Origin of the sequence: Sphingomonas sp. FUKUSWIS1, from assembly GCF_000733135.1 — a bacterium.
Lineage (GTDB): Bacteria > Pseudomonadota > Alphaproteobacteria > Sphingomonadales > Sphingomonadaceae > Sphingomonas > Sphingomonas aerolata.
Map to the genome: position 1 here is coordinate 1 of NZ_JPJC01000056.1, position 10,307 is coordinate 10,307.

At 66.4% G+C, this 10,307-nt stretch carries 13 protein-coding genes; all 13 read right to left on the reverse strand.

Features of this window, described 5'->3' with window-relative positions; genetic code table 11:
• A partial coding sequence (locus sphsw_RS04455) for a recombination protein O N-terminal domain-containing protein (protein WP_031439556.1) occupies positions 1–289 on the reverse strand: 289 nt, incomplete at its 3' end.
• A gap of 79 nt (positions 290–368) precedes the next feature.
• Entirely contained in the window at positions 369–1,271 is a 903-nt protein-coding gene (locus sphsw_RS04460) for a GNAT family N-acetyltransferase (protein WP_031439557.1), read from the reverse strand.
• Positions 1,271–2,224: a polysaccharide deacetylase gene (locus tag sphsw_RS04465; protein ID WP_031439558.1), complete on the reverse strand. Its 954-nt coding sequence runs from the start codon at positions 2,222–2,224 to the stop codon at positions 1,271–1,273. Before sphsw_RS04465 ends, sphsw_RS04460 begins: the two co-directional genes overlap by 1 nt.
• Positions 2,225–2,340: 116 nt before the next feature.
• Positions 2,341–4,266 (reverse strand): excinuclease ABC subunit UvrC, encoded by a 1,926-nt coding sequence (uvrC, locus tag sphsw_RS04470; RefSeq protein WP_031439559.1) that lies wholly within the window; start codon positions 4,264–4,266, stop codon positions 2,341–2,343.
• A gap of 314 nt (positions 4,267–4,580) precedes the next feature.
• Positions 4,581–4,901 carry a DMT family transporter gene (locus sphsw_RS04475; protein ID WP_031394303.1) on the reverse strand — a complete coding sequence of 107 codons (321 nt, stop codon included), beginning with the start codon at positions 4,899–4,901 and terminating at the stop codon, positions 4,581–4,583.
• Positions 4,902–5,083: 182 nt separating this feature from the next.
• A complete protein-coding gene (locus sphsw_RS04480; protein WP_081874128.1) occupies positions 5,084–5,716 on the reverse strand; it encodes a F0F1 ATP synthase subunit B family protein in 633 nt (210 codons plus the stop codon).
• Positions 5,709–6,203: a F0F1 ATP synthase subunit B family protein gene (locus sphsw_RS04485; protein ID WP_031394301.1), complete on the reverse strand. Its 495-nt coding sequence runs from the start codon at positions 6,201–6,203 to the stop codon at positions 5,709–5,711. The genes sphsw_RS04480 and sphsw_RS04485 overlap by 8 nt, the downstream gene beginning before the upstream one ends.
• A 55-nt stretch (positions 6,204–6,258) precedes the next feature.
• Complete coding sequence (locus tag sphsw_RS04490; protein WP_031394300.1) at positions 6,259–6,486, reverse strand: F0F1 ATP synthase subunit C; 228 nt, start codon at positions 6,484–6,486, stop codon at positions 6,259–6,261.
• Positions 6,487–6,529: 43 nt separating this feature from the next.
• On the reverse strand, positions 6,530–7,288 hold the full coding sequence (locus sphsw_RS04495) for a F0F1 ATP synthase subunit A (protein ID WP_031394299.1): 759 nt from the start codon (positions 7,286–7,288) through the stop codon (positions 6,530–6,532).
• A gap of 70 nt (positions 7,289–7,358) precedes the next feature.
• A complete protein-coding gene (locus sphsw_RS04500) occupies positions 7,359–7,679 on the reverse strand; it encodes an AtpZ/AtpI family protein (RefSeq protein ID WP_031439561.1) in 321 nt (106 codons plus the stop codon).
• A gap of 264 nt (positions 7,680–7,943) precedes the next feature.
• Entirely contained in the window at positions 7,944–8,324 is a 381-nt protein-coding gene (locus tag sphsw_RS04505) for a YdbL family protein (RefSeq protein WP_031439562.1), read from the reverse strand.
• Between the two features lies 1 nt (position 8,325).
• On the reverse strand, positions 8,326–8,502 hold the full coding sequence (locus sphsw_RS18670) for a YnbE family lipoprotein (protein ID WP_081874129.1): 177 nt from the start codon (positions 8,500–8,502) through the stop codon (positions 8,326–8,328).
• 47 nt (positions 8,503–8,549) lie between these two features.
• On the reverse strand, positions 8,550–10,307 hold a 1,758-nt coding region (locus tag sphsw_RS04510), incomplete at its 5' end, for a YdbH domain-containing protein (RefSeq protein WP_042466575.1).

Sequence of the window (10,307 nt, forward strand, 5' to 3'; positions counted from 1 at the left end):
CCAGCGCCGTCGCCCATTCGAGCGCACCCGCCGCGAGCGGCTCGCCGTGCAGCGTCGCGCGGCTGTGGATCAGCTCGGCGGTCAGCGCGGCGAGCTGGTCACCGGTCCGCGCGCGCCATTCGCCCTGGATCACGTTCGCCGCGAGCAGCACCGGCCGCATCGCGCGCGACCGCCCGCCGCGCACATAACCCGGCTGCACGCCGTCCTCGCGCGTCAATGCCCGCACGATCGCGCCATGCTCGCCATGCTGGCGAACGGCGACGACGATGGCGGACGCGCGAAGATGCATCGCCCGTTCTTACGCGTGCGTCGTGACGAACGGGAGCCTCGAAAACTTCGCTTGTTCCAGATCCACCTGTCAGGCGCGCTCAGCGCCGGATCCCGCGCATCATGCGTGCGAGCCGCGGATGCGACAGCGTCCGCTTCGCCCAGCCCGCCGCGCCATCGAACGCCCCCAGCGCGGCCACCGTCGCGCGGTTCGCCAGCATCGGCCGCAACAGCAGCAGATCGACGCACGCCGTCCCCGTCGTCGCGAACTGCCGCTTGTGCTGCCCCTCCCCCTCGGTGAAATCGAACCAGGCGAAGCGGTCGTCGAACAGCTGCCGCATCGCCTCGACCTGCAACACCGCACCCGGCGACAGAGCGTTCTCGGCGGGGTCATGCCCGACATGGTCATAGCGCAGCGTCCCGCCCTGCGCGGTACAGCAGAGATAGGCGATTGGCCGGCCCTCGACGAACAGCAGCCAGGCCCGCACCCGGTCCGCCGCGGCGAGCGCCTCGAAACCCTGCAGCGCCGCCTCGCCGTCAGGGAGCCCCGATCCCAGCAGCCGCTCCTGATAGGTGGTCGCCGACACCGTCCGCGCCAGCGGGTGAAACACCGCGATCTCAGCAGGGGTCCGATAGGCGCGGATGTCGAGCCTGCCGCCCGACAGGGTGGCCAGCCGCTTCGACTTGCGCTTCAGCCCCGACCGCGCGCTGCCCGACAGCGTCGCGAGCCATGCCGCCTCGCCGATCCGCAGGTCTGCGTGATACCGGACATAACGCTGCCGGACGACGGTCAGCAGGCGATGCGTGTCCAGCGCGTCCACCCGGTCCGCGGGCAACGAGGTGACCACATAGCCATCGGCCTGGGTCGGCAGCGCGGGCAGGATCGGTACATCGCCCGCCAGCACATCGTCGAGCGACAGCGCGACGCGCACCAGCCGGCGCGGGATCGTCGCCAGCGTGCGCGCGCCGAGCTGGAACTTCAGGCGGACGCTGACCGCGGTCATCAGGCGCGTTCTTCGACCCAGTTCGACCAGAGCTGCTCGGCCTGGCGCAGGCCCCGCCGGATCGGATCGCGCGCCAGCGGCCGGTCGTGCCGGCCAAGGACCAGCGGCGGGCGATCGCGGAAATGCCGGGTTGGCAAATCCGTGCGCAGCTCCGCCAGCGTCGCGCACAGCGCCTCGAACCGGCGGACATGGACCGCGTTCGCGCGCGTGCCCTGCCGATTCGCCAGCTCGAAACCATGGCTGACGATCGTCGCGGCGACATGCCCCCGGGCCGCGGCGTGTTCGAGCGCATCGCGGCTCTCGTTCGCGGACAGGGCGCAGAGCTGCAGCGTGCGCAACTGACCCGGCCGATCCTCGATCACGGTCACCGGGATCTCGATCAGACCCTGCACGGCGACCGGCGCGATCTGACGCGGCGACAGCGAGATCCTGCTCGCATCGCACGCAGCCGCACCGTTATGGCTGCTGTCATAGGCGAAACCGAGCACAGCGAGCGCGGCCAGCGTATCGTCGTTCGCGGCATAGCTGCCCGCGCGAAACGCGATCGGGTCGGGCGCACCCGCGTCGATCAGCAGTTCGGTGGCGCGCAGGATCAGCGCGTATTGTTCGGCCAGCGGATAGTCGGACAGGTCGAACTTCGCGTGATTCGCGCCACAATCCCGGGCAATTGCGGCGGTCCAGGCGGGATGGAGATGCAGCTGGACCTCCTGCCCCGCGTCGAGGATCGTCGCGACCATCCGCCGGACCGGCTCGATCCCGAAGGTCAGCGCGGGCATCGGGTCGACGAAGAAACAGGCCTTCAGGCCGTACCGCGCGAGCTTGTCGAGCTGATAGCTGATCCCGACGCCCGCGGGCTCGACCGACCGGTGGTAGATCGCATCGCTACAAAGCCCCTCGCGGTGGTGCCGCCAGGCAAATTCGGTGTCGATCGTCAGGAAAACTGCCGTGGTCACGTCACTGGCCTAGTGTCCCGTGGTGAAGATAAGGTTTCCGCCTACGAGACAGGCGTGACCCGACCTCCGCAATCTATCGGCCTCAGCCGAAGATTGATCAACATTATTAAACTGAATTATCTTGAATGGTAAAAGTCGTACACCTGCTGTGCGACCGCTGCGGACACGCCCGGCGCCTGCTGCAGATCCTGCAGGCTGGCGTTGCGGACCGCGCGACCGGTGCCGAAATGCATCAGCAGCGCCTTCTTGCGCGCCGGGCCGATGCCCGGAACCTCGTCGAGCGGACTCGCGCCGATCGCCTTGCTGCGCTTGTCGCGGTGGACGCCGATCGCGAACCGGTGGACCTCGTCGCGTAAGCGCTGGAGGTAGAACAGCACCGGCGCGTTGACGGGCAGCTGGAATTCACGACCGTCGAGCATGTGGAATACCTCGCGCCCGTCGCGGCCATGCTGCGGCCCCTTGGCGATCCCGACGAGGCACACGTCCTCGACGCCGAGCTCCTCGAGCGCGGCCTTCACCGTATTGAGCTGCCCCTTGCCGCCGTCGATCAGCACCAGGTCGGGCCATTCGCCCGAGTCGCGGTCGGGATCCTCGGCCTGCGCGCGCGCGAACCGCCGGGTGAAGACCTCACGCATCATCCCGAAATCGTCGCCCGGGATGGTCTCCTTGTTCTTGATGTTGAACTTGCGATACTGGCCCTTGCGGAAGCCTTCGGGGCCGGCGACCACCATCGCGCCGGTCGCGGCAGTGCCCTGGATATGGCTGTTGTCGTAGATCTCGATCCGCTGCGGCGGCTCGGCGAGGTCGAACAGGTCGGCGACCTCGCGCAGCAGCTTGGCCTGCGTCGTCGACTCGGCCTGACGTCGCTCGATCGCCTCGACCGCATTGCGCTTGGCCTGATCCATCAGGCGACGGCGATCGCCGCGCTGCGGCACCTGCACCGCGACCTTGTAGCCCGCGCGCTCGCCCAGCGCCTCGACCAGCAGCGCGCCTTCGGGAAGCTCGCGGTCGAGCAGGATCTGCCGTGCGGGCGGCACGTCTTCATAAAACTGCCCGAGAAAGCTGGTCAGCACCTCGTCCTCGGGCACGTCGTTGGTGTGCTGCGGGAAGAAGCTGCGATGCCCCCAGTTCTGACCGCCGCGGATGAAGAACGCCTGGATGCCGATCAGCCCGTCCTTGCACGCCATCGCGAAGATATCGGCGTCGCCCACCCCTTCCGCGTTGATCGCCTGCGTGCCCTGGATGAACGTCAGCGCCTTCAACCGGTCGCGCAGCAGCGCGGCGAGTTCGAAGTCCATGTTTTCGGCGGCAGCCTGCATCTGCGCGCCGAGCTTGGCCTGCACGCCGGTCGACTTGCCCGCGAGGAAGCTCTTCGCGTCCTCGACCAGCTCCTTGTACGCACCCTCGTCAATCCGGCCGACGCACGGCGCGGAGCAGCGCTTGATCTGGTAGAGCAGGCACGGACGGTCGCGGGTCTTGAAGAAGCTGTCGGTGCAGCTGCGCAACAGGAACAGCTTCTGGAGCGCGTTGAGCGTGTTGTTGACCGACCCTGCGCTGGCGAACGGGCCGTAGTAATTGCCCTTCGCACGCCGGGCGCCGCGGTGCTTCTGGACGCGCGGAAAGTCGTGATCGTCGCGCAGCAGGATGAAGGGGAAGCTCTTATCGTCGCGTAGCAGCACGTTGTAGGCGGGGCGATAGCGCTTGATCAGCTGCGATTCGAGCAGCAGCGCCTCGGCCTCGTTGTTGGTCGTGACGATCGTCATCGACCGGGTCTGCGACACCATCCGCTGCAGCCGCTTGGCCAGGCGTTCGACCTGGACATAGTTGGCGACCCGGTTCCTGAGTGCCCGCGCCTTGCCGACATAGAGCACGTCGCCGCGCGCATCCTGCATCCGGTAGACGCCGGGGCGGATCGGCAGCGTGTCGAGCACGTTGCGGATCGCCGCGACGCCCGCCGCAAGATCGGGCGCCTCGCCGCCGCCGCGGACGGCGAAGGTGGATTTGTCTTCGTTGAAACGGTCGGGGGAATTGGGGGAGGACATCGCTGGGGAATCTAGGGAGTCGAAGGGGGTTATGCCAGCCGAGGACTTGATGGTCACGCGAAGGCGCGATGGCGCGAAGAGTAGAGAATTTTCGCGCAGAGGCGCAGAGGACGCAGAGAGAAGAAGCGATTAGGGTTGGCATCTGTCCTCGAACCGCCGGAGGCTCATGGCCCGTGTGGCAGTCGGAAGATCCATCCCAAGCGCCACGCCTCCGCGCTCTCTGCGCCTCTGCGCGAACTAATTTTCCTTCTTTTCGCGCCATCGCGCTTTCGCGTGAGCAGTCTTCTTCATGCCCTGCGGGCAACGGCAGACGATCAGGCTTGCGCAAACACCTTGGTCCCAACGATCCCGATGACGGTCAGCGCCATGAAACACGCCTGCACGCCGCTGACCTTGTCGCCAAACAGGATCACGCCACCGATGATCACGCCGATCGCCCCAGCGCCGGTCCAGATCGCATACGCCGTACCCGCCGGCAGCCCACGCATGGCGAGCGCGAGCAGGCCCATGTTGACGAAGCTCAGCACGATCGGAACCGAAGACGCCTGCCACGTGGCAACGGTCGCCGCCCATTTGAGGCTGAGCGCCCAGGTGATTTCGGTGATCACGGCAACGCCGAGGATGAGCCAGGACATAAGAGTATCTCCAACGGGCTCAGATTGGAGACGCAGCCGCCGGAAACCCGGGAAGAGACGGCCGCCTGTAAAAAACGAAAAAGGCGCCGAGCGAACGACCGTTCCCCGCGGAAGCGGGGGTCCAGGGTTGCCGGCGCTGTGTCGTGAGAACCTGCCCCCCGCTTTCGCGGGGGAGCAGACGATTAGTTCAGGCGGCCAAGCCCCGAGATCGACCGATCGACCATCGCGCGGTCGGCGGCGGCATCGTGATGCTCGGCGATCAAAATACCGGCTGCCTTGGCAGCGGCGTCGGCGGCCCGCGCACGGACCTCGGCGATCGCGGCGCGCTCTGCGGCGGCAATCTTATCCTCGGCCATCTTGGCGCGACGCGTCATCAAATCCTCGGCACCCGCCTTGGCCTTGGCGATGATCGCCGCGGCTTCGGTATGCGCATGCGCCTTCATCGCTTCGGCTTCGAGATGCGCAGTCTTGGCCTTGGCCTCATACTCCGCACGGATCGCCTCGGCCTCGGCGCGCAGCGCCTTGGCCTCGTCGAGCTGCGTGCGGATCCCGGCGATCTTGGCGTCGAGCGACCGCCCGATCATGCCGGGGACCTTCTTCCACATCATCAGCGCCAGGACGATGATCATCGCGATCGCGACCCAGCCGGTCGAGTTGACGCCGAGCGCGGTCGGGTCGACGACATGCTCGACGGTACCGGGCGCGACGGTGTGACCCTGCAACCCCTGATTGTCGATCGAGCCTTCGGGCGCCATGCCCTCGGCCGAGATCACCTTGGCCGGTGCGTCCGGGTTGGCGGCGGGGGTATTAGCCATGAGCCATCGTCCTGCGTACCGCATCGCTCGCCGAGTCCAGGCTCACCTGAAGTCCGGCAACCTTGTCGGCCAGTTGCTGTGCCGCTTCGGCTGCGACATTCTGAAGATTGGCGAGGGCCTGCGCCTTCGCATTCGCCACGGCGAGATCGTGATGACCCAGACGCTCGGCGATTTCGGCATCGGCCGCATGGACCTGCTGCTCGAAAGCCGTTGCCGCCCGCTTGGCCGCGGCCGCGGTCTCGGCCTGTGCCGCGACGCGCGCCGCATCCATTTCGGCCTGCCAGGTCGCCTGGACCGTATCGGCCTGCGCCCGTGCAGCGACTGCCGCTGCCAGATCGCCCGCGATTCGGCCTTCACGCGCGTCCACGGTCGACACGATCTTAGGCACCATCCCCTTGCCGATCCCGAAATACAGGATCCCGAAGGTGAGGAGCAGCCAGAAGATTTGTGAAGCGTAGGTGGCGGCTATCTGGGCAATCTGGGGCATGGCAGTCCTTCGTGATACGGCCGGACGGGATATCGCCCGGCCAGATCAGCGCATGTTAGGCGACGAACACCAGGATGATCATCGTGACGAATGCGAGCAGACCGAGAAGCTCGGCAGCCGCGAAGCCGATGAACAGACGGCCCTGCTGGCTGTCTGCAGCGCCCGGGTTGCGCAGCGCGCCGGCGAGGAACTGGGCGAAGACGTTACCCACGCCGAGTGCGGCGAGGCCCATGCCGATCGCTGCGAGGCCGGCACCGATCATCTTTGCTGCGTTGACGTCCATGTTAAAACTCCCTTGGAAAATCAGTAGTGGTTCGAAAGAAAACTTAGTGAAGGTTGACCGCGTCGTTCAGATAGACCGACGTCAGCAGCGCGAACACATAGGCCTGGATCGCGGCGACCAGCAGCTCGAGCAGCGTGATGCCGATCATCAGCAGCATGCTCGGCGCGGTCACCAGACCGATATAGACGCCGCCCAGGTTGATGCCGTTGATCACGAAGGCCGCGAGCACCTTGAGCAGGATATGCCCCGCCGTCATCGCCACGAACAGTCGCAGACCCAGCGAGAACGGACGCACCAGAAACGACATCAGCTCGACGACGAAGATCAGCGGAATCATCAGCGCGGGCGTGCCGCTCGGCACGAACAGCGAGAAGAAGTGGAAACCGTGCTTGCCGAAGCCGACGATCAGGACGATCGCAAAGCTGATCAGCGCCAGCACGCCGGTGACGGTCATGTGGCTGGTCACGGTGAACGGGTGAACGCCCGGCACGATACCGAACGGCATCAGGCCGATGATGTTCGCGAACAGGATGAACATGAACAGCGAGAAGACGTAGGGGATAAAGCGCTTGCCGCCAGGCCCGACATTCTGCTCGAGCATGCCCGAGATGAAGCCCGTAAAGCCCTCGACCGCGGCCTGCCAGCGACCGGGGACGAGCTCGCGCTTCATCCCGCCGATCATGAAGGCCCAAAGTGCGACCAGAGTCACCACCATCCACATCGCGGAATTGGTGAAGGACAGGTCGTAACCACCTACGATCCAGTGCGAGCCGAACGCCGGCTCGATCAGGAACTGGTGCATCGGATCGATCTTGCCGCCCTGTTCTGCCGCCACGTGGAATCCCTGCCGTCTTGAAACGACAAACGCCCGGCTACTCCGGGCGTTCGCCTGAAATTCGAATGATTTGCCTGAACGCGACCGCGATTCCGAGGAACAGCAACACGATCAGACCCCAAGGCCCAGTGCCGACCCAATGGTCAATCAACCATCCGATCAGCGCACTGCCGACGAGACTCCCGATCAGGGCGGAGATGACCCGATTGCCCTGCGAGTAACCCCGCTCGGCATCCGGCCCTCCCTGCCCCTTTTTCAGCGTCTCCCGAGCCTTGACCTCCCTCAATCGCTCATCGAGCGCGGAAAGTCGCGGATCTTCAACACCGTAGGGCTCCTGTCCGGGTTCGATCTCCGCCACGACATGCTCTCCACCTGATACGACACCGGGGAGATATACGCAGCGACGAGCGATCCCGCCAAGGCGCGGTCCGTTTAGAAAAGGGGGGGGGCCAAGTCAACCGGTGTGACAGTATCGTCATCAATGTGGTGACTGCGGGGCGCGTTACGCCGTCTATCATCCGTCATCCTGACGAAAGTCAGGATCCAGAGCCGCAGGCGGACCATGTGTGGTTCTGGATCCTTCGTCGAGCCCGGGATGACGTAGGGCCTTAGGACGGCATGCTCAGACGCAGCGCGAATCACGCTCCGGTGCGGCGGCGGTGCGCGTCTTCCACACACCACCCGGCGTCTTGTACTTTTCGCCCGGATTGGTCCCCGCGATCAGGTTGCAACCGCTGGTGAACGCCAGCTGCTCGACCGTCGCGCCGCTCGCCTGCGCCTTGGCGGTATAGGCCGACTTGCGCTGGATGTTGATGCTGTTGACCAGCGCACGCAGGTCGCCGCTCGCCGCGCCGACCAGCCCGAGATAGCCGTCGGGCTGCTCGCCGACCTCGCCGCCCGCGCGCGCCGCGGCATAGGCCGGGTCACGCTGCGCCGACGCGGCGACCGACAGGCCGCCAAGCACCGCCACCGCTGCGATCATCGTCAAAGCCTTGATCTTCATCTCAGAATATCCCCGGATTCTGCTGGATCAGCGATTTCGCCTCGCCATCGAGACGATAGACCACTTCCTGCGTCACATTGATGTTGAGGTTGATCTCGATCGGCTTATCGGGCGCCGACACGTTGATGCAGCCCGGCAGGGCGGCGGCGGTCGTGACCAGAAAGACGATCGTCCTCATCCTGTGCAAGATCGGTCTTTGCTCCAGCTTGTTCAATCCTGTTTCGGTCATGGCACGATCCTGCTTTCGGCGGGCTGAATGGATGGGGCTGCGGGAACGGCAGGCCCGGGGGATGGCGGTGCGGACTGCTGCTGGATCAGTGCGGGCAGGTTGCGTTCGATCAGCCGCTTCGGGTCATAGAAGCTCTGCGCCGAATCGAGCAGTCCGCGAAACGGCGCCTTGATCCGGATGTTGAACACGAAGGGCAGCTTCTGCAGCCGGCGGACGATGAAGTTCGACTTCGCCCCCTCGCCCTGGCTGATCCCGGCAAAGCGCACGTCGGTCACCATCTCGCCCGCGAGCGGCCCGTTCATGCCGACGCGCAGTGACTGGTAGCGCAGCGACTTGAGCGCCTGGAACGCGATGTTCGCCCAGATGCCGAGATCCTTCTGGCTGAGATCGCCGACATAGGCGAGCGTCCCGCCGCCCGGCCGGACGCGCAGGTCGCCGCCCTCGATCCGGCCGCCCGTCTCGTCGAAGATCATCGGCAGCACGCCGTCGAAGATCCCTGTCGCGTCGAGATTCTTGAAATCGAACTGCTGAAGGAACTGGTCGGCGGCCATGTTGGCGATGTGGAACGTCATCCGCCGTTCGCTCTGCGCGGAGAAATCAAGCAGCGTCGGGTCGAGCGTCAGCGATCCGCCCGCAAACGGCCACGCCCCGCCCTCGACCTGGACGCGCGCACCCGGCAGGGTCTGATAGCGGATCGTCCCGTCGCTGACCGGAATGCCGGGGTTGAGCGTGCGGATCGTCGCGACCTGCCCCGGTGCGCTTTGCAGATTGAGCAGGTCGGTGAAGCGGATGTCGGTCGCGATCCCGGTCACCGGGCCGAACGCGGCGGCAAGGTCGGTGCCGGCGGTCCGAAACACCCCCGTGCTCGTCACGCCGTCGGGGGTCCACGCGATGTGCCCGTCGCCGCTGACCGATCCATTGACGTCGGCGATCACGCCGAACGTCAATGGCGTCAGCGCCTCGGGTTGCAGCGCGTCCTTGGCGAACACGATCCCCGGCACCAGCAGGTCAGCGCGGCCGATGCCCGTGCTCAGTGCGTGGACAAGCGTGACGTCGGCGACCTTGGTGCTGCTGACCGGTTCGAACAGCGTTCCGGCCGCAGTGATCGTGCCGCCGACCAGCGACAGCGTCACGCCGCGCGCCGCGACCGGCTTGAACCGCGCGGTGGCGGCGGCGTCGCTGACACCCATCGTGCCTTCGAGCGCCAGCGCACCGCCGATCAGCGTCCAGTCGCCCGCCGCCTCGTTCAACAGCAGCGGCACAGTGCCGATCTGCCCTGCCCCGCCGGTGAACGCGCCGGCGATTCCCTGCGCTGTCATCCGCCCGGTGATCGTCGCGAAGTCGAGCCGCGTGACCCGCTCGGGCGCGCCGATCCGGGTCTGCACGCCGTCGATCGCAAAGCCCCGGTCGGCCAGCCGCAGCGTCGCTCCGCTCGCGTTCAGCGTCAGCGACGTCCGCCCCAGCCGCCCCGACAGCGCGGCCGCGGCGATCCGCGCACCGCCGCGCAGACGTCCGCGATCGGTCTGCACCAGCGCTCCGTCGATCGGGCATAGCGACAGCCGCGCAGGGTCGAGCACCAGCCCCGACACCGCCAACCGCTGCACCGCTAGCGGCGTGCAGCCAGTGTTGACGACGAGCCGCGTGTTACCGTCCCAGCGGGCATCGATCGGCATCGACAGGCCTTCGACCCGGTCCTTGCCGCCGCTGCCGATCGGACCGTCGAGTGTCACCCGCGTCGTGATCGCGGTCGCCCC